Here is an 18,098-nt window from a genome sequence, read left to right on the forward strand (position 1 = left end):
GGAGCCGCCGGAGTGGACAGACTCCAGGTGGAAGCATTGCCCGAATGGCTGAGAGCCAGATGGGAGCAGACAAGAGCCAGCCTGCTGGCGGGAAGGTATGAGCCGCAGGCCGTGAGGCGGGTGGACATACCCAAACCCGGCGGCGGTGTTCGCACCCTCGGCATACCGACTGTGTGCGACCGCCTCATCCAGCAGGCCATCCATCAGGTGCTCAGCCCGCTGTGGGAGGGGGAGTTCTCCGAACACAGCCATGGCTTCAGACCCGGTCGAAGTGCGCATCAGGCGGTGCAAGCCGCCAGAAAGCACGTCGAGGAGGGGCACCGATGGGTCGTGGACATCGACCTGGAAAAGTTCTTTGACCGGGTCAATCACGACATCCTCATGGCCCGGCTGGCGCGCAAGATCAGGGATAAAACCCTGCTGCGGCTCATCCGGCGCTATCTGGAGGCCGGGATGATGCATAAAGGCATCGTCGAACCACGAACCGAAGGAACGCCGCAAGGCGGCCCGTTATCGCCCCTGCTCTCCAACATTCTTTTGGATGACCTGGACAAGGAGCTGGAGAGACGCGGCCACCGCTTTGAGAGGTATGCCGACGACTGCAACATCTACGTGAAGTCGAAGGCGGCGGGCATGCGAGTGCTTGCCAACGTCACGAGGTTCGTGGAGAAGAAGCTCAAGCTGAGGGTTAACACTGCCAAAAGCGCGGTGGACCGGCCATGGAAGCGCAAGTTCCTAGGCTACAGCATGACCAGCCACTACAAGCCCAGGCTCAAAGCGGCAGGGCAGAGCGTGGCGAAGCTCAAGGACAAGGTCCGCTCGCTCTGGAGAGTGAGCCGAGGCCGCAACCTTGGGCGCTTCATCCGAGAAGACCTCAACCCCGTGCTGCGGGGTTGGGCCGGTTATTACCGGCTGGCGGAAGTCAAAGGCCACTTCGAGGAACTCGACGCCTGGGTGAGGCGCAAGCTGCGATGCAGCCAATGGCGGCAATGGAAGCGAGGGCCCACCCGCAGGAAAGAACTCATCAGGCTGGGGGTGGAACCCGAGCGGGCGAGAATCGGCGCGTTCAACGGACGAGGTCCCTGGTGGAACGCCGGGGCCTCGCACATGAACGAAGCCCTCCCCGCGAAATGGTTCCGCCAGCACAATCTGGTGTTCCTGCTCGAAACCATCCAACGCTGGCAGCGTCAGGTCAGACCATGAACACAAACTCTTCATCTCAACCGCCGGATGCGGAACCGCACGTCCGGTGGTGTGGGAGGACGGCGGGGGCAACCCCGCCTCCTACCCGATTGAAATGAGCTTCTCGCTCCAAGCGGGGGTGAATGCCGGTGGAAGGATTTTAACAATTCTCATCGATGCAATTCGAATGACAGGCGCATTTTGGCTGCGTTATCTTGAGATCATGAGCACCTTCACTTTCACAATGGCTCCTTCGGGGCAGTTTGCGTCAACTTTTGGCTACAGTGCTGGCATTGCCAACGTTGATCTTCCGGTCATCTGGAACCCCGGCGTTTTTGAGCATCTTCGCGACTCCTACAAAATTGTGGAGTATGAGAACAAGCTTACTCGCCTCGGTGATATACTCACTGTTCAGTATCCAATAGTGAAAAGAGAAGATCTCGACTCGTATGGCGAAGTCCTTGTGAAACTTGCACATGACGTGAAGGACAATGCCGCTCATATCAATATCGGTCCTCTCAGGGGGGCGTTTCGCCCATGCTCAATTGTGGATGTGATGACAAGAAGCCAAGTGGAATATCAATTTTTGAACTATACCCGGCATGTGGACAGAGAGGTTGAGATCTTGAGGGAATTATCGCATATGCTTTTGCAGCATGACCCCGAGGAAAAAGAATTCCGAATTCAGATAACCGACACCGCCATCGGTGGTTACGGGGCCGAGCATTTAGCCGCTTTGCTTTCTCGTGTCAAAGCAGGTCATTCTCGGTACAGTCAACAGCAATGGGAGGTGAATTTCAATCTCTTGCATGACACAAGAGTGAACGCCAACCCTGGTAAAATGAGGGGCATTGCTTCCAAAAGCATAGGCGGATTGAAATTCAAAGTTCAGCTTCATGAAGTGCCTGACTTAATCACAGAGGACTATGATGGAGGACTTGGCTTGAAGTTCGAAGGTGGCGAAATTAGGCCATGCTCTGAACGTGGGAATTTTGTATTGATCTCGAACAACGCAATTTCTTTAGTTCAATCTGATGACCTTAAAATCACCTTTGATGAGCTTTTCACACAATCCGTAACGGATGGTTTAATCATGTCGGACGAATACAAGCAGGTTGGGGACATTTGGAATCAGTCCCGCTTAAAATGAGAAGGAGCCAAAATCGCTACTTTCCTTCCCTCCATTCCTGAAACGTACTGCAAAGTCTCGTTCCGTTTCGGATGTGCTTTTGTCCGACAGGTGTATTCGTCAGCTTTTCATCGATGATGAACTCGACCAGTTTGGTGAACTTCTCGGCGGGAATGTGCCCCCGGCTGCGTTTGACGAGACGAAATTTTGTTTTGATGTGCTTCCCGATCCTAGCCCATAAGGCGTCTTCATCACGCTCAATGGGTGACATGAACTTTACATACATCTCGCAGAGGTAATCAATGTAACCTGCCAGGTTGGCATCAGCACCGATGCTGTTGGCTGGATATTTGCCAGCCTCCTTTTTGGGTTTGCCTCCAACGTGGATGTTAATTTTGCCCTGGTTATGTCCGCCAATGGCAACTGCCACGCCACCGGAAGAAGCCCGGGCATCCGCATTTCCATGAACTGGGCTGCTTTTGATGCTTTTGGAGTTCTTTTTCAACTGTTTGGCGTGAATGAGCGCCGCTTGCTCTGCCATGCGTGGCGTGACCTCATTTTGCGACTCGCGTTCGTGCATCTCTTTGATCTCAGAGAGAATATCCACCGAGTATTTGGCCGGTGATTTATCGACCTCAGTGTGATGTGTTGGACACAAGAGAATTAAATTTTTGAAGTCGTCTTTTTCGTCTGACGTCAGCGCGGGATCATACCTAGGCCCACCTTTGCGCCTTGCCCGAATGTGACAGATTTCGGCGATGGAGTGATCCTCAACGACAAGCGGTGCATGGCACCAGGGAATGGCGCACTGGTTGCCGGACTTGGCGAACAAGCGCTTCACAACGGTTAAGCTGACAGGCATGGTGATTTTGTGACGGTTAATCTTCTTCCTCAAACTCTCCAGGGATTTTTGGATAGTGATGTTTTAGAAAAGATGTTTCTTCGCGAGGCCACCAACGGCGCTTGATGTCCATCCATAGCCGAGCACGAGGGACTGGCCTGGCTTCTCCCCACGGCATAAATGCCTTGCGTTCACCCGCTCTGAACATCCGATGAATAGGCATGGTACTTCGGTAAGGCTGAGGGCGTCGAACAATCCTGTAGGGTTTTTCGAAGCTGCCAGCCTCCTCCCAATAGCCGTTCTCGTTGGATCTAAAGCTCACTGAACGGGTTGCCGCGCCGAAATGAACAGGAAGAACCTCACCACCCATACCTGGCAGCCAATAATATACCCTCCCGAAATACATCGCGTGAAGGTATCTTTCGACCAGCCTCGGGCGGAAGATCTCTTCTCCAAGTTCTTGGGTCAAAGGCACCACCCAGAGAACAGCAATGCCAAGTTCAGAATAGTCACGAGTGCGGGCTATGAGACTGCGAATTCCGAGCGCTGACTTTTGCACTTCAATGACTACTCGCCTGCCCTTGATCCAACCCTCAATGTCTGGCTTTCTGGTTTTACGATTTGTTTCCCGGCTCCCTTGAATTTTCCTGGTGTCACAGAACCACTCGGAGGAAGGACACGCTGAGCGCAGCGCTTCATAGATGCGGCGCTTGCATTCATAATGCAGCAAAGATTCCCGCGAAGTGTCAATTGGAGACAAACGGGCATGATGAGCAAAGTGGTCACGCATCTTCCAAGGATGCCTGTGAATGACATCGGAGAGGCAGCCAGGGCAAAGAAAGGGGCCGTCATTTTTGTTTACACTCGATGCATGAACCCTCTGACCGGTGCCTTGATGAACGGCAAATCCCTCCAGCAGAGCAGAACACCCAACTTCTCGCGCATCCCGACTGGGTGGCAAATATGGCTGTTGTCCGTCATCTGACCTGCTCATGGTGATGCTCGATTATTTGTGTCAGAGCCCAGCAGTCTGCAAAATATTTTTAAACATATTTCACTCAGGCAGGAAAAGCACAAAACATCAAATATCTCCTCGGCGGCCTTCTTTTTGGCATTTAAAAACTGGACGCTTTCCAAACACATGGTGTCACATTTCAAAAGAAATGCTCGGCGTGGTAAAATGACAGCATGCTTCGTAATTCATCGCGGCTTCCACGATTCACCCGCGCGCCTCAAAAGGCCGGTGGATTTCGTGTGACTCCGCGTGACTTGCAGATTCTGCGTGTAGTGGCAGAGCATCGCTTCATCCGTTCCGAATGGATTGCCCGTCTGGCTGGAGGCAGCTATCAACAGGTCATTCGTAGGCTGCATCTGCTTTACCACCACAGCTATTTGGATCGCCCACGAGCGCAGATTGACTACTACCACGAAGGCGGTTCACACAGTATGATCTACGGCCTGGCTTCAAGGGGAGCTGGCCGCCTCCGTCGCGACCTCAACATGCCCTTTGAGCGCATGGACTGGACAACGCGCAACCGTCATGCCAGCCGTCTGCTGCTGGAGCACACCGTTTTGCTGAGTGACTTCATGGCAACTCAGCTCATTGAAGGGGGCGGTGAACGCAAACGCTTCGTCAACGCTGAAGACCTCGACTTGCGCGCCGACCCACGCAAATCCGGCCCCATTCGCTGGTCATATTCCAACTGCGGTGGTCGTCGTATGACACTCATTCCCGACAAGGTGTTTGCCTTCGATGAGAAGGATCAAAACGGTAAAGTGACGCGCAGCCACTATCTGGTGGAGGCCGACCGTGGAACCATGCCGATCAAACGCAGCAATCCCCGTCAGACTTCCATCATGCAAAAGCTCCATGGGTATCACCTGTTGAGCCGTGTGCTGCACAGGCTCCCCCCACGCACTTTCGTTGTTATCGTGAGCGCCTCACCTCAAAGGCTCGCCAACATCGTGGCGGAGATTCGAAAAGCGGCGCTTCCTTCCAGCCTTTTCAAAATGGCCCACCCGGAAGGCATGGAGCTTCCAGATCCTGCCGAGTAAGTAACCTCCCATATTTCACAACACACAACTCGAAGGCAGTCAACTCCCGAGTCTGCGTGTCTCCTGATACCATGAGCTGTGGAGGTGTTTGCACAACGCAGACATCCCGCAAACACCACACTGCTCATTTCAACATGGGAAGACCCTTCATTGATTTCACCGCGGTCAAATCCGCCGTGTCTTTCGAGCAGGTGCTGGAGCATTACGGCTTCACGGCCAAAATGCACCGCACCCGCAACGGCGATGGCCTCGACGGCCCTTGCCCCATTCACCCTGAAGCAACCGGCAAGGATGCCTTCAAGGTGACACTCAGCAAGAACTGCTGGTACTGCCACAACTCCGTCTGTAAATGCGGAGGGAACCATCTCGACTTTGTCGCCAAGATGGAAAACTGCGACGCCCACGAAGCGGCACTCAAAATGGACCAGTGGTTCAATCTTGGACTGGCTGGAAAATCGGACGCCTCAACCGGAACCTCGCGGTATAGCAGCCCGACTGCACAGCCAGCCGTGGCTTCAGCGAGATTCACACCTCGACAGCAGCCACAGGTCGAGGAAGAACCACCCGAAGAAGATGGCGAAAACAAGCCGCTCAACTTCAAGCTGGAGAACCTCAAAGCGGATCACTCCTACCTCGCCGAACGCGGGCTCACGCCAACCACAGTGGCTGAGTTTGGACTCGGATTCTGCGCCAAAGGCACCATGTCAGGCCGGATTGTCATCCCCATTCACAATGCGGGGGGCGAACTCGTCGGGTATGCAGGCCGTTGGCCAGGACAACCACCGGAAGACAGGCCCAAATACAAGCTGCCAGCAGGTTTCAAGAAGAGCGCCGAGGTGTTCAACCTCGACCGTGCTTCTTTGGAGGAAAAAGGGCTGCCACTGATCGTCGTCGAGGGCTTCTTCGATGTGATCAAGCTCTGGCAGCTTGGATTTCGCCGCGTGGTTTCGATCATGGGCAGTTCTCTCTCTGCACTTCAAGAGGCAGCGCTTGTCACAGCCACAGAAGGCCGCTCAGGCATCATCCTGATGTTTGACGAGGATGAGGCCGGGCGCATGGGCCGTGAAAGGGCTCTTGTGCGTCTGGCGCAAAAACTGTTCGTCCGTGTGGCAGTTCTCCCTCAGGAGGGTGCTCAGCCGGATCATCTGACGGAAAGCGAGCTACATGAGCTGCTCGATTGAGAACAGCATGAACCACTACCATGTTTATTCTTCATCTGCAAACAAGCCTGTTCCCCTTGGGTCAGCTCTGCGCCACACCCGGTGTTCTTGCTGAAGTTTCCCCGGAAGAGGTTGCTGCCGCTGTCACCCGCCACTCTAGCGGTGATTGGGGGGAACTTTGCCAGGAGGACATCGAGGAAAACCAGCGCGCGCTCAAGGAGGGCTGCAGGCTGCTCTCGGCCTACAGTTCCACCAACGGCGCAAAGTTCTGGATCATCACCGAATGGGATCGCTCAGTGACAACGGTACTTCTTCCCAGCGAGTACTAAAAAACACCCACCTTGGACTTTCGTCCAGGTGGGCCTTTTTTGTTGAGGGAAAACTTTTTATTCGTTGAGCAACGTGTCCACGAACTCACGAAAATCGTGATCAAGGTAGGACTTGCGCTGCTCCCAGACATGCCTTGGCACCGGACGGCTGAGGATGCCTCTGACATCTCGCTTCATGCCTTCAAGGCTGACCACTTCCTTGTCTAGCATGGCCCGATACCAACAGTGGATGTGCAGAATGAGAAAGGTGACAAACTGGGCTTCCTCCATTGTCACTGGGTGCTTGATCAAATCGGTATCATCAGCACGAATGCGAGCCAGCGCCGGGTTACCCTGGATTTTCTCCCAGATGTTGCGGTGTTGCTCTGTGAGCTTGAGCAGGTTGTCGATACGGCGCGCACGGGCCGATTCCTGAAAACTGACAGAGGTGTAGCAAAGGCCGGAAATGATGCCGACCGCTGAAATCAGATCGAAGACATGGGCTCCCGTCCATGATATGAGATCGTTCATGTTGTCCTCATTGTAGCATGAGGACGGGCAGCAAAGCCAGTGGCTCAGTTTTTGGCCGGTATGTCGGCCTTGGCATCCAACAAGATGCGGCGCGGCATGCGAATGATCCTTTCATCCCATCCACAGCCCGCCGTAGCCGGAAGGAGAGGCTTGGCGGCATCAGTGATGTCGATGCCAATGATGGCGAAGTCGCCATCTTCCAGCTCCCAAATGTCAGGGCAATTATCCGCCGCCGGGGTGCTCTGTCCATTGGCGTGCGGGTCGGGTCCGATTCTACGCAGGAAGTTCATAAGATTTAGAAGGGATGTTCGATTCGACACACGCTACAACTGTAGCGTGGTGAAGTCAATCGTGAATCCTACAATCGTAGCGTGATCGACGTCGCCAAAGTCAGCGCCTTGCTATGCTCAGCACTCAGCGAAGTGCTGCGCGACGCCAGGCAGAATGCTGGACTTTCATTGGGAGAGATGGCGGAACTTTCCGGCCTCAACCGACAGGCCATCACGTTCGTTGAGCGTGGCGACCGTAAACCCACCACGGAGACGCTCGCCAAAATCTCGCTCGCCCTCGGTTTACTACCGTCGGAGGTATGGAGCCGAGCAGAACAGAAGCTTGGACTGAGCGGCAAAAGCGTCTTTCTCCAAAGGTCGGCTCAAAAGAAAGGCGTCCGCAAACAGTCGTAGCACCACATCTGCGCGTCCGAACTGCAACTCAGGGTGGTTCGAGCCAAAGCTTCGTCAGATGCTGCAAAAAACTCAGACTGCGACTGAAGTATTGATCGACAATGGCTTAACTCAGATGCGCGGTGAATCTTGACACGTGTGCAATGTTCTTCGGACTCATTTCAGCATAATTTATAGTATTTGGTTTGAAATAAAAAATAAGTCAGCCCCATCATGAACCCGCTTAGCCAGGTTGGAAGATGCCGCGAAGCCATTGGCCTCGTGTTTGGGCTTCTCATCCTTCTGGCACTACCTTGGCGGCTGGTCATGCTGATGGAACCCGGCTGGCTTCTGCTCGTCCTTCTGGTGCTTGCCTGCATGGCAGGTTTTGCAGGTGGAAGCATTGCAGTCCAGCAAGGGCTGGAACCTTCCAAAGCTTTGAGGTTTGGCGCATGGGCAGCGTTTCTGTCCGCTCTGGTTGCAGCTTCCATTTTTGCCCTGTCTGCGCGGCTGATGGAAAGCTGGTTCTATATTTTCAAGGCGGGGACCTCGGGGCTGCTGTCGCTGTTGCCAGTCACGTTTTATGGCATGATCTGCGCCGGTGTGGCTGCTTTGGTGCTTGGCCCACAGGAAACACATTCTCAGTCGCCAGGCGAAAACACGCCTCCAATGCCTCTGATCGTCTGGAGTCTGCGCGGACTCATTACTCTTCTGGTTTTGCTTGCTGTTGTGTTGCCACCAACATCTCCCCGGCGGATAGCTCTGCCAACTGCTCCCGCAGCGGTGCAGCGGCCAGTGCAGGTGGCAGCGCCCAGGCCAAAGTTTGAATTTACACCCGCCAAGGACATTGAACACGCCAGCGCCATGCAGTGGCGGCTGCTCAAAGAGCGGGAAATTTCAGGTGTTGATGCCTCCATCTTGGCGCTCTCTCCAGACGATCACTTTGCCGCCTGTATGGTTCAAGAGCAGCGCACGATTCAAGTGATAGACCTGCGTTCAGAGGCTGTTTGGCGCATCAGCATCCCTGGCAGGGTTGAGCACATTTCTTTTCACCCAAAGGAGGAGCGATTGCTTGTGGTCTGGCAGCAGGATGGCGAACGAGTTTATGGCGTGGCGGATATTCGTCCGGGCAATGTCATCGCTTTGCCCAAACCTCGCCGGGGCATCTCACCAGCGGGAATTCCATTCTGGTGGAAAGACTCAAAGGTGCTGATCTTTCAGGATCGGGCAAAGCTAGTGCTCAATCTGGACACTCTGGAAATTGATGATGCAGAACTTGATGAGGAATGGAAGTCACTTAACCCGCTGATCCAGGAAAAGCTCGCGCGCGAGACTGTGCCGACCCTGAGGGACAAAATCTACTGGCAATGGGAGGTCAGGCGCATCATCCGAGGCAGCGAACTTCCCGAGATTGCTCTCCAGTCAAGCTGGCCGCTTACCAGTGAACAATGCCTTGCCATAAGACATCCAGTCCTGGATTGCATGATGGCGTTTCCAAGCCTGCCCGTGAAGGAGGATGAACGCCTTATCTCTACCAAGGATGGATCTATAGTGCTCCGCTCTATCAACAACGTCCTGCATCTCTGCTATTTTGATGTGGCGCAGACGCCGGATCTGGTCTGGAAGATCAGCATGCCGCATGCACCAGATGAGGGCGACAACGCGAAAGAGCTCACGCGTGCATTGGAAACCGGTCAGCTAGCTGCCCTGGTCTATCGTCCGATGATCAATCCCCTCAATCAGCAAGTGGTAGGCCCGATGCGTAAAGAAGTGCTGGCTGTGCTGCGCTTCAAAGAATGGAAGGGTAAGGATGCGACTGTGTACCTTTGGCAGAGCTGTTTCCCCATCAAGGAGGGGGATGTGATCGCGGATGCCTGCGTTCTTGGTGATGAGATCGAAGGCGATCTTTTGAAACTCAACACGCCGCATCGTTGGTGGACGCGCCTGCCAGCCTCTGCCGAAGCATCGCTCACACCTCCGAAGGCGGCCTCTCGGCTTGATCAGGCAGCGGCTTTGAAAAAACGTGAGCGGGAGGAGCTGTCAGCGCGAGAAGCCCGTGAAAAGGAGGAGCGCCTGAAACGCGAAGAGGAGGCCGCCGCAGCCTCCCGCATGGCCGCAGAGAAAGCTGCGGCAGCAGAGGCGGAGCGCAAGGCTGCGATGGAAAAGCTAGCACGGGAGTCGGAAGTTACCACCAAGCTGAAGGAGTTGATCGTTCGCTTTGTCGTGGCTCATCATCAAAAATCCCAGCAAGGCGATGTGAATGGCATGGTCGCTGATTATGCTGACAAGGTGGACTTTTTCACGAACGGAGAGGTGGATCGGGCATGGATTCTTCGTGACGAAAATACATATCACAACTCCCACCAAATTTATGAGGAGAGGATCCTCGGCGATATCACGGTGAAGCCCGCACTCCAAGGTGCGGGTTATGAACTTGCATATGATTTGCGAGTCCAGGCCTTGAACGTAGGCACACGCAAAACCGTAGGTGGCGTGTTTGCAGTCAGAATGGTCATCGCCCATACCGCAGAGGGGCTTCGAATCGTTCTCCAAAGGTCTGAAAAGAAACCCTGACCATGTTTGGCCTCTTCAAACGCAAGCGCCCGCAGGTTTACTCGCAGTGGATTACGCCACTGCTTGAGTTTTCCAGCGACTCAGCAAAGTTTTACGATGCTATCGAGGAAGGCCTGAAAGCATGGCAGGTGCCGGAGCTGGTCACAGAGCGCATCATTTACAAGGACGGCGGCTTTCTCTCACCCGGACGGGAGTATTTCCGCGCCAGACGCGAGGCTCTGGTTTTTGACATTGTCTCAGCAAAATTTGGCGCGAGCTGGTGGTGGTTTTCTTGCCGCTGCGCCGTTCTCCCCCGCTCCATGCGCATTTGGGAGGTGATCATCTTTCTGGCCTTTGTCGCCGCCTTTGCAGGCTGCTACATTTATACCTTTGGCATGGTGGTCGGCTGCATCGCACTTGGCAGCACGCTTCTCATGTTGGTGGCCTTGATGGTGGCTGCTCGCTCTTGGAACGGGCTCGACGACCTGCTGCTGCGCCTGCCGGTGCTCGGCGCATTGTATGAGTGGGTGTTCCGTGCGGAGAGCTATTATCGTGACGACACCCGGCGCATGTATGTGTCTGTCGTAGACTTCATGGTTCGCGAGAAGGTGAAGGAATTTGCTGCAGCAGCAGGTGTCACGGATGTAGAGTTTCATCAGGTTACTGATATTCAGCAGATCACCACCTTCAGTGACCGCATGAGCAGTTTTGTGGACATGGCAGCCGAGAAGTTGGCCACGGCAGGTCTGGAAGGCATCAAAAAAATGGTGAAATGAAATCTGTTCACGAGCAACTGCGCGAGAACTTCGAGCGTTGGGAAATTCGTGGGCGTGGTGTGCTGACTTATCCAAAACCTGTGTCGCCGCGCCCACCTTTTGCACCGTTTCGAGGCCATCGAGTGCCGCAGCTTTTGAGCGGCGTTGACAGCGTCCGCCCGACACGGGTCAGCAGTTTTCTACAACGAGCGAAAGCCTTGGTGAAAGGCGAAAACAATGCGGCTCCTGCTGTCGCAACTTTGCAGGACGATGGAAAGGAGCAGGACATCGAGCCTGAATGGTGTTTGAGGCTTCCTTGTTGGATCGAAATCCCCATGCGGCTTCCGCAGGAAATGAACGTCTCGCGCGAGGCCATGTCGCCTCTGCTCACCAGCCTCGCCTACGTCTCACATCCTCTTGTATTTGAGATCGTCGGCACGGCGGAGAAGACGTGGATGCAATGGGTAGTGTCTGAAAATGACGAGGCACAGTTACGTCAGCAGATGCAGGCCCATTTTCCACAGGCAAAACTTTCAAAGCCCACCGATACCCTGGCGGAAATGCTACAAGACACCGACGAAATGGCTGTCGTGGAGTTCGGCTTGGGCGAGGTGTTTATGCTGCCGCTGGCCTCGGTCAAAAACGATCCCTTTGTGACGCTCGTTGGAGCCCTGGCCTCGCTCGCTGAGGGGGAGATCGGTTTGTATCAAGTGATCTTTGTTCCCTTGTCCGAGCCGTGGGCGGAAAGCAGCCTGGCGGCGATCACCAAGCAGGATGGCCAGCCATTCTTTGACGATGGAGGCCCAATGGTCAAAGCAGCGCAGCAAAAGACCTGCGGGATGCTTTATGGTGTCGTGGTGCGCCTCGCTGCGGCTGGCTCCAGCTATGAACGTGCCTGGCGAATAGTGAGTGGCATGGCACCCGCCCTGAGGCATTTCTCTCTAACAAACGGCAACCATTTCATGCCACTTCACAACCACGACTATGATCCAAAGGATCACCTCATGGATGTGGTCAGCCGACAGACATGCCGATGCGGCATGGTATTGAGCATCGACGAGCTGACAGGCTTGGTTCATTTGCCCACGGCGACAGTGCAGTCCGCCAAGTTTCACCGTCTCGACACCGGAACCCGTGCTGCAGACACACCTCCCAGGCACCAAGGCGTCTGCCTTGGCATTAATCAGCACAATGGCGAGGCTACCGAAGTGTGGCTGCCACCTGCGCATCGAGTGCGACATTGCCATATCCTCGGAGGCACGGGCACGGGTAAAAGCACATTGCTCTTTTCGATGATCCAGCAGGACATTCTCAGGGGCGAAGGCGTCGCCGTACTCGATCCCCACGGTGATTTGATCGACCGCGTGCTTGGCATCATTCCGCCGGAGAGAGTGAAGGATGTGGTGCTGCTTGATCCTGCCGATGAGCAGTTTGTCATTCCCTTCAACATCCTGTCTGCGCATTCGGATTTCGAGAAACAGCTGCTTGCCAGTGATCTCGTTTCCGTGTTCCAGCGGCTCAGCACGAGCTGGGGCGATCAGATGAACTCAGTGTTTCAGAATGCAGTACTCGCTTTCCTGGAAAGCCGGGATGGCGGCACGCTGGCCGATTTGCGGAGATTTCTGCTCGATGCTCAGTGGCGCGAACAATTCCTGGAAACTGTGTCCGACCCTGATGTGCGCTTTTACTGGAAGCGCGCCTTTCCGCAGCTTGGCAGCGGCAAGAGCATCGGCCCGATCATCACCCGGCTGGAGACTTTCCTCTCCCCCAAGCCGATTCGCTACATGGTGTCACAGCGTGAAAACCGCCTCGACTTCAGAGCGATGATGGACGGCGGCAAAATCTTCCTCGCCCGTCTTCCCCAAGGTCTCATCGGACGTGAGAACGCCTTTCTACTCGGCAGTCTCATCATGACCAAGCTGCAGCAAATGGCCATGAGCCGGGCGCGCATACCGGAATCTCAACGCCGCCCTTTTTACTGCTACATTGATGAGTTCCATCACTTCATAACACCTTCACTCACGGAGGTGCTATCGGGTGCCCGCAAGTATGGCCTCGGCCTCGTTCTGGCACATCAGGAGCTGAAGCAGCTGGATCGTGACAAGGATGTGGGAAGCGCGGTTCTTTCGAATGCGTTCACCCGTGTTGTGTTTCGTGTGGGTGACAGTGATGCTCGTGCCCTGGCCGACGGTTTTGCACATTTCGAGGCCCGTGACATCCAGAGCCTCGCTACCGGGCATGCCATTGCCCGCATTGAGCGCGCCGATCATGATTTCAATCTCGCTGTTCCGAGACCAGAAGAGCTGAATGAGGCGAAAACCGAGCAGGTGCGCAGTGCCGTCATTGATGCCTCAAGGCAAACCTACTCAATCACGCGCCAGCAGGTCGAGTCCGAGTTGTTGCGCCGACTTGAAGAAGAGGCGGCAAAACCTCAGTCACCCAAGCAGAGGAAAGCCCGGGAGGATGGGGTGATCGTTCCCGCAGTGCTTCCTCCTGAGCCACCTCAGCCGCCTCGCCTGATAGAGCCACCACCAGAAGCACCGGTGCGGGTCCCAACAAACACGGCCCACGAGCCACCTCTTCCTCCACCCACGCCAACTCCAGCAGTTGCCGCCGATCCCGGAAAAGGCGGTCACCAGCACCGCATTGTGCAGGATCGAATCCGCACCGTCAGTGAGCAAATGGGATTCAGGGCTCATCTGGAGATGCCGGTCGGAGCAGGCCGCGAAACCGTCGATGTCGGCTTGCTTCGCCATGACATGCGCATCGCCTGTGAGATTTCCGTGACGACCACCATCGACCACGAGGTTGGCAATGTCCGCAAATGCCTGCGCGAAGATTTCAACCTCGTCGCTGTCATCACCGCCGATGCCCGCAGACTTCGGCAGATCGAGTCTGCGGTGAGTGGCTGCTTTGAAAATGGGGAAGCCTCCAAAGTACGCTATTTTCAGCCCGAGGCGTTCATCACATACCTTGCCACTCTGACTCCGCCGCCCGAGCCAGAGCAGATCCCCACCGCACCAGCGCCAAAGGAATCGGTGCGCAAGGGCTACAAAGTGAAACGAGTCTTCACCCATCTAACTCAGGAGGAAAGGAGCGCACGCGAAGCCGCTGCTTTGAAGTTGTTGGCGGAGGAGTTGAAGCCCCGACCAATGAAGGAGCAATGAATGATAAATAGCCAACAAAAGACCTAATGTATTGTCTTGTGTTGAAATCTCGACGACATGTGCTTTTTATTAGCACATGAAGACGCCCGCCCCTGCCGCAGTCCCTTCAAGTCAATCGGTGCCTGTCGGCATCTGGATTCGAGTCTCCACCGATCAGCAAGCCCAGGGAGAAAGTCCCGCACATCACCTTGAGCGTGCCCGGCATTACGCCGCCTCACGCGGCTGGGAAGTCCGTGAAGTCTATGACCTTGCTGGCGTATCGGGCAAAGCCGTGTTGGATCACCCCGAGGCAAAACGCATGCTGCGTGACATCGAACGCGGTCACATCAAGTCTCTGATTTTCTCCAAGCTTGCACGTCTCGCCCGCAATACCCGCGAGCTGCTGGAAGTGGCCGAAAAGTTCAAAACCAAAGGGGCCAACCTCGTCTCGCTTCAGGAAACCCTCGACACCAGCACGCCCGCCGGAATGCTGTTCTTCACGATCATCAGTGCGATGGCCGAGTGGGAGCGTGCCGAGATCGGCGACCGCATCCGTGCTTCAATTCTTGTGCGGGCCAAGCTGGGCAAACCCCTCAGCGGCAAGACTCCCTATGGCTACGTGTGGAAGGATAAGAAGCTGATTCAGCACCCCGCAGAAGCGCCGGTGCGCAAGCTCATGTATGAGCTGTTCCTGAAGCACAAGCGCCTTGGCACCGTTGCCCGCCTCATCAACGAGATGGGCTACCGCACACGCACCGGCTGCGAATGGAAAGATGTCAGCATTGGGCGTCTGATCACCGACTGGACGGCGAAAGGCATCTACCGCATCAATGTGTATAAAGGTGGCGATGGCTGGCGTCACGAGATCAAGGATGAAAGCGAATGGGGCATGGCCCCCTGTGAACCCCTCGTCAGCGAAACTGCCTGGAACGATGCCAACCAGCTTCTCGAACAACGACGCTCATCCCCCACCAAGCGTCCCGGCCCCAAACCTGTTCATTTGTTCGCCGGGCTGGTTCAATGTGAGTGCGGCAAAAAGATGTATGTCGGCCCCAACACCCCGAAATATGTCTGCACCGCCTGCCGAAACAAGATACCCATGTGCGATCTGGAAGAGGTTTTTGTGGATGAAATTCGCGACCTGTTTTCCAACAAGACGCGGCTTCACCACCAGATCGCGCAAGCCCAGCAAAACCTCCGAGACAAGGAGCAGCTCCTTGCCGCCCATCGCCAGGAAATCGACAAGGTGCGCGACGAAATGGCCAAAACCCATCGCCTCTATCTCGATGGTCACATCGCCTTGGCGGACTTCGGCAGCTATCACCAGCCCCTCTCCGACCGCCTGACCCAGCTCCAAAACGAACTGCCAAAACTGGAGGCCGAACTCGACTACCACCGCATCCGCACCGTCAGTGCAGATGCCGTGCAAGTCGAGGCCGACACCCTCTACAAGAACTGGCCTCAGCTCCCCGCCGAAAACAAACGTCGGATTATCGAGGGTATCGTGGAGCGAATTGAGATCAAAAAGAACCGCGCTGAAATCGAGATAACCTTCTCATCATCAGCTCCTTCTGAAGACATGACAACAAACCAACAAAACCTGAGGGAGCTGAGAAATTAGCCGGTGGTGAAGCGAGGCTTGCCGAGCGAGAACCACCGGATCCTGCGAGACATGCGCAAAGGCTCAAGGTCGCATGCCGGAGGCATGCAAGAAGCGTTCAGCCTCCCAGCGCACGCGAGGAAGTCTCGCACGACTCTCAACTGCCTGGGGTGTTAACAGCTCCAACGCGAATCCCCTCTCCCCGTCGAGAGCGTGTTCGGTCTCAGCCTCCTCCGGGGAGAGGCCGGGTGAGGGGCCGGAGCACTCCGCTCTGCAGGATGCGATTCGCTGGCGGGCAGGAAAACCATTATCGTTTCTCACCCCCTGATTGAGAATCGCCTCATAGACTGTCAACAAAGCCCCCTCGATGAGCGCCTCGCCCTCATCCCCCTGCTTCGCCTTGAAGGCCAACGGCCTTCCGTCATACAGCCCAGGGGTGCCGGGCGTTAGCGAGTGCTCCCCTGGGTTTTGTCAGCCCACCCGGAAAGTGAACCCATCATCTTCTTCAAGCACCCCGCCTTTCAGAAGCGTCTCGCGGCCATTTCACCGCGGAAAGCTTGCCTCTCCATCACGCCACGCCCCCACCTCAAGAACCAGTCCCCGGAAACGCCGGCTGCTTCCCACGCACAATATTCATCGCCCCATTCAGCTCACCCCCAGGCTCGATCGAAACCGACCGCGCAGTCACATCCCCGTTCACAGCACCATTGCTGCTGATCAGCACCGGGCCGCTGCTGTAAATCGTTCCCGTCACCCGCGCCTGAATGTCCACATCCGTCGCATGCACCGCATTGAGAAATGCCACGTCCGCGCCTTTCTCCACCACAAAGCGGTTGCAGTGAATCTCGCCGATGATGCTGCCCGTCGTGCGGAACACCGCATCCCCGGAGCACGTCACGTTCGCTTCAATGATCCCATGGCACTCCAGGTCGCGGCATTGCACGCTGCTCGCGGAAAGCCGCCCGCGTTTGCGGATCAGCACATCGCCGCGCGTCTTGATCGGCTGCGTGGAGGTCATGTTGATCTCCACATCCTCCAGCGAAATGTACGCCCCGCACGTCGGGCAGTTCGCGGACTTCGCCGAGCGTCCCGTTTTAAACTTGTGTCCGCAGTCAAAGCACTCGGCATCCTTGAAGTACTGGTTCCGGTACATGCCCTGCTCCTTCATCTTCTGCAGGGACGTCGCCGTGTGCGGGGCAGGGGCCGGTGTCGGGGGCGGGGAATTGGACTGCGGGCGGCGCATGCCGGCAGTCAACGGTTCCGTCTCGTCATTCTCGGCTGCCGAAGCCTCACCTTCCGGCGTCGGCAAATTCTGACTCTGCAAGAACGCGCCAAAGCCTTCAGCCGCCGTAGGGGCGGGTGCAGCCGGAGCTTCCGCCGCAGGGGCAGGCGCAGGGACGGGGGCGGAGGCTGGGGCAGGACTCACCGCCACAGGCTCCTGCACGGCAGGCGCCGGACTGGCTGCCGCTGTTTTCTGTTCAGCGTCCCATGGGTCTGCCACGCGGCTCATACTGAGCCGCGCCACAGGAAGGGCACACCACTTCGATTTGATTCTTAGGTGGTGTGGGAAGGATGCTGGTCTTCGTGCCGAAGAACCGTCCGAACACTCAGGTGAAAGTTAAGGTTGTTTTGGAGCGCCGCCGAAAGCAGGCTTGGTTTCTGCCTTTTTGCCGACCTGCGACTGGCCCATGAACGTGGCGCCTTCTTCGATGGCAAGGGTGCCGGCGGCGATGTCACCGACGAGGATCGCGTTGCTCTTCAGCTCGCAGCGCTCAGCGACGGTGATGTTGCCTTCGACCTTGCCGAAAATGATGACGGAGCGGGTTTTCACCTCGCCCTTGATGAGTGCGTTTTCACCCACCGTCAGGCTGCCGTCGGAGATGACTTCGCCTTCGATCTTGCCGTCGATGATGAGGTCGTGGGAAAACTTGATGGAGCCTTTGATTTCGACGTCGTTGGCGAGAACGTTTTTGCTGGTGGTCATGACGGGAGCTGAGTGTGATGAGCGTTGGGGTTGTGCAGCGGGAGCGGGTGCGGAGAGAATGGGTGCGCGCTCAGCTGCGGGAGCCGGTGCGGATGCCTCGGAACGCCTGTCTTCCTTTTGCCCTTCGGGTTGTCCAATGATTTGCCTTAACATGAGGTGTAAAATATAGCTGGCTATTAAGTTGAGTGTCAA

The 18,098-nt window shown here is 55.9% G+C and carries 16 protein-coding genes; 10 read left to right on the forward strand and 6 right to left on the reverse strand.

The features are described 5' to 3' along the window. On the forward strand, positions 1 to 1,203 hold a 1,203-nt coding region (ltrA, locus tag ACILSQ_RS26400), incomplete at its 5' end, for a group II intron reverse transcriptase/maturase (RefSeq protein ID WP_395746686.1). A gap of 94 nt (positions 1,204 to 1,297) precedes the next feature. Further along, positions 1,298 to 2,332 (forward strand): hypothetical protein, encoded by a 1,035-nt coding sequence (locus tag ACILSQ_RS26405; RefSeq protein WP_395746687.1) that lies wholly within the window; start codon positions 1,298 to 1,300, stop codon positions 2,330 to 2,332. A gap of 16 nt (positions 2,333 to 2,348) precedes the next feature. Here the strand turns inward: ACILSQ_RS26405 and ACILSQ_RS26410 are convergent, their stop codons facing one another. After that, positions 2,349 to 3,173: an HNH endonuclease gene (locus ACILSQ_RS26410; protein ID WP_395746688.1), complete on the reverse strand. Its 825-nt coding sequence runs from the start codon at positions 3,171 to 3,173 to the stop codon at positions 2,349 to 2,351. Between the two features lie 16 nt (positions 3,174 to 3,189). Continuing rightward, a complete protein-coding gene (locus ACILSQ_RS26415; RefSeq protein WP_395746689.1) occupies positions 3,190 to 4,146 on the reverse strand; it encodes a competence protein CoiA family protein in 957 nt (318 codons plus the stop codon). A 194-nt stretch (positions 4,147 to 4,340) separates the two neighbouring features. On the opposite strand from ACILSQ_RS26415, the gene ACILSQ_RS26420 reads away from it, so the two are divergent. From ACILSQ_RS26420 to ACILSQ_RS26430, 3 genes are all read left to right on the forward strand, one after another. After that, complete coding sequence (locus ACILSQ_RS26420) at positions 4,341 to 5,207, forward strand: replication-relaxation family protein (RefSeq protein ID WP_395746690.1); 867 nt, start codon at positions 4,341 to 4,343, stop codon at positions 5,205 to 5,207. Between the two features lie 134 nt (positions 5,208 to 5,341). Then, positions 5,342 to 6,388 carry a toprim domain-containing protein gene (locus ACILSQ_RS26425; protein ID WP_395746691.1) on the forward strand — a complete coding sequence of 349 codons (1,047 nt, stop codon included), beginning with the start codon at positions 5,342 to 5,344 and terminating at the stop codon, positions 6,386 to 6,388. Positions 6,389 to 6,408: 20 nt separating this feature from the next. Next, positions 6,409 to 6,696: a hypothetical protein gene (locus ACILSQ_RS26430; protein WP_395746692.1), complete on the forward strand. Its 288-nt coding sequence runs from the start codon at positions 6,409 to 6,411 to the stop codon at positions 6,694 to 6,696. Positions 6,697 to 6,753: 57 nt separating this feature from the next. On the opposite strand, the gene ACILSQ_RS26435 is transcribed toward ACILSQ_RS26430, so the two are convergent. After that, positions 6,754 to 7,206, reverse strand: coding sequence for a hypothetical protein (locus tag ACILSQ_RS26435; RefSeq protein ID WP_395746693.1), 453 nt, complete (start codon positions 7,204 to 7,206; stop codon positions 6,754 to 6,756). Positions 7,207 to 7,250: 44 nt separating this feature from the next. Continuing rightward, entirely contained in the window at positions 7,251 to 7,496 is a 246-nt protein-coding gene (locus ACILSQ_RS26440) for a hypothetical protein (RefSeq protein WP_395746694.1), read from the reverse strand. Between the two features lie 81 nt (positions 7,497 to 7,577). On the opposite strand from ACILSQ_RS26440, the gene ACILSQ_RS26445 reads away from it, so the two are divergent. The 5 genes from ACILSQ_RS26445 (at position 7,578) to ACILSQ_RS26465 (ending at position 15,943) form a co-directional block, all read left to right on the forward strand. Next, positions 7,578 to 7,889: a helix-turn-helix domain-containing protein gene (locus ACILSQ_RS26445; protein ID WP_395746695.1), complete on the forward strand. Its 312-nt coding sequence runs from the start codon at positions 7,578 to 7,580 to the stop codon at positions 7,887 to 7,889. Between the two features lie 213 nt (positions 7,890 to 8,102). After that, complete coding sequence (locus ACILSQ_RS26450) at positions 8,103 to 10,442, forward strand: hypothetical protein (RefSeq protein WP_395746696.1); 2,340 nt, start codon at positions 8,103 to 8,105, stop codon at positions 10,440 to 10,442. A 2-nt stretch (positions 10,443 to 10,444) separates the two neighbouring features. After that, positions 10,445 to 11,197, forward strand: a complete 753-nt coding sequence (locus ACILSQ_RS26455) for a hypothetical protein (RefSeq protein WP_395746697.1) — start codon at positions 10,445 to 10,447, stop codon at positions 11,195 to 11,197. Further along, positions 11,194 to 14,343 carry a type IV secretory system conjugative DNA transfer family protein gene (locus ACILSQ_RS26460; protein WP_395746698.1) on the forward strand — a complete coding sequence of 1,050 codons (3,150 nt, stop codon included), beginning with the start codon at positions 11,194 to 11,196 and terminating at the stop codon, positions 14,341 to 14,343. The genes ACILSQ_RS26455 and ACILSQ_RS26460 overlap by 4 nt, the downstream gene beginning before the upstream one ends. Before the next feature lie 76 nt (positions 14,344 to 14,419). Then, positions 14,420 to 15,943, forward strand: coding sequence for a recombinase family protein (locus ACILSQ_RS26465; RefSeq protein WP_395746699.1), 1,524 nt, complete (start codon positions 14,420 to 14,422; stop codon positions 15,941 to 15,943). Between the two features lie 565 nt (positions 15,944 to 16,508). Here ACILSQ_RS26465 and ACILSQ_RS26470 read toward each other — a convergent pair. Together ACILSQ_RS26470 and ACILSQ_RS26475 are read right to left on the reverse strand one after the other, a co-directional pair. Continuing rightward, positions 16,509 to 17,165 (reverse strand): polymer-forming cytoskeletal protein, encoded by a 657-nt coding sequence (locus ACILSQ_RS26470; RefSeq protein WP_395746700.1) that lies wholly within the window; start codon positions 17,163 to 17,165, stop codon positions 16,509 to 16,511. A 375-nt stretch (positions 17,166 to 17,540) separates the two neighbouring features. Further along, the gene (locus tag ACILSQ_RS26475) at positions 17,541 to 17,906 is read right to left on the reverse strand and encodes a polymer-forming cytoskeletal protein (RefSeq protein ID WP_395746701.1); all 366 of its coding nucleotides are present in this window, start codon (positions 17,904 to 17,906) and stop codon (positions 17,541 to 17,543) included. Positions 17,907 to 18,098: the final 192 nt, after the last annotated feature.

The organism is Prosthecobacter sp. (assembly GCF_044227185.1).
Lineage (GTDB): Bacteria > Verrucomicrobiota > Verrucomicrobiia > Verrucomicrobiales > Verrucomicrobiaceae > Prosthecobacter.

What these genes read in the sequence shown, in the direction of transcription:
- ACILSQ_RS26405 (WP_395746687.1), top strand. Translation starts at nt 1,298, where the DNA reads ATGAGCTTCTCGCTCCAAGCGGGGGTGAATGCCGGTGGAAGGATTTTA.
- ACILSQ_RS26430 (WP_395746692.1), top strand. Translation starts at nt 6,409, where the DNA reads ATGTTTATTCTTCATCTGCAAACAAGCCTGTTCCCCTTGGGTCAGCTC.
- ACILSQ_RS26455 (WP_395746697.1), top strand. Translation starts at nt 10,445, where the DNA reads ATGTTTGGCCTCTTCAAACGCAAGCGCCCGCAGGTTTACTCGCAGTGG.
- ACILSQ_RS26415 (WP_395746689.1), bottom strand. Translation starts at nt 4,146, where the DNA reads ATGAGCAGGTCAGATGACGGACAACAGCCATATTTGCCACCCAGTCGG.
- ACILSQ_RS26410 (WP_395746688.1), bottom strand. Translation starts at nt 3,173, where the DNA reads ATGCCTGTCAGCTTAACCGTTGTGAAGCGCTTGTTCGCCAAGTCCGGC.
- ACILSQ_RS26440 (WP_395746694.1), bottom strand. Translation starts at nt 7,496, where the DNA reads ATGAACTTCCTGCGTAGAATCGGACCCGACCCGCACGCCAATGGACAG.
- ACILSQ_RS26460 (WP_395746698.1), top strand. Translation starts at nt 11,194, where the DNA reads ATGAAATCTGTTCACGAGCAACTGCGCGAGAACTTCGAGCGTTGGGAA.
- ACILSQ_RS26470 (WP_395746700.1), bottom strand. Translation starts at nt 17,165, where the DNA reads ATGCGCCGCCCGCAGTCCAATTCCCCGCCCCCGACACCGGCCCCTGCC.
- ACILSQ_RS26465 (WP_395746699.1), top strand. Translation starts at nt 14,420, where the DNA reads ATGAAGACGCCCGCCCCTGCCGCAGTCCCTTCAAGTCAATCGGTGCCT.
- ACILSQ_RS26475 (WP_395746701.1), bottom strand. Translation starts at nt 17,906, where the DNA reads ATGACCACCAGCAAAAACGTTCTCGCCAACGACGTCGAAATCAAAGGC.
- ACILSQ_RS26420 (WP_395746690.1), top strand. Translation starts at nt 4,341, where the DNA reads ATGCTTCGTAATTCATCGCGGCTTCCACGATTCACCCGCGCGCCTCAA.
- ACILSQ_RS26450 (WP_395746696.1), top strand. Translation starts at nt 8,103, where the DNA reads ATGAACCCGCTTAGCCAGGTTGGAAGATGCCGCGAAGCCATTGGCCTC.
- ACILSQ_RS26435 (WP_395746693.1), bottom strand. Translation starts at nt 7,206, where the DNA reads ATGAACGATCTCATATCATGGACGGGAGCCCATGTCTTCGATCTGATT.
- ACILSQ_RS26425 (WP_395746691.1), top strand. Translation starts at nt 5,342, where the DNA reads ATGGGAAGACCCTTCATTGATTTCACCGCGGTCAAATCCGCCGTGTCT.